At 57.9% G+C, this 266-nt stretch carries 1 protein-coding gene; it reads right to left on the reverse strand.

The features are described 5' to 3' along the window. Nucleotides 1-266 (reverse strand): ATP-binding cassette domain-containing protein (locus NZU74_20765; GenBank protein MCS6883757.1); only part of this gene is annotated, 266 nt, incomplete at both ends.

Below are 266 nucleotides of genomic sequence, written 5' to 3' on the forward strand. Positions count from 1 at the left end.
CATCACCACGATTCTATCCGCCATCGTCATCGCTTCGACTTGGTCGTGCGTAACGTAAATCATCGTCGAGCCAAGCATTCGATGCAAGCGCGAGATTTCGGTTCGGGTGTGCACGCGCATTTTCGCGTCGAGGTTCGAGAGCGGCTCGTCGAAGAGAAAGACTTTTGGCTTGCGCACGATGGCTCTGCCGAGCGCGACGCGCTGACGCTGTCCGCCCGAAAGGGCTTTGGGTTTGCGGTCGAGGTATTGCGTCAAGCCGAGAATGC

Source organism: Chloroflexaceae bacterium, from assembly GCA_025057155.1.
In the GTDB taxonomy this organism is placed as follows: Bacteria; Chloroflexota; Chloroflexia; order Chloroflexales; family Chloroflexaceae; genus JACAEO01.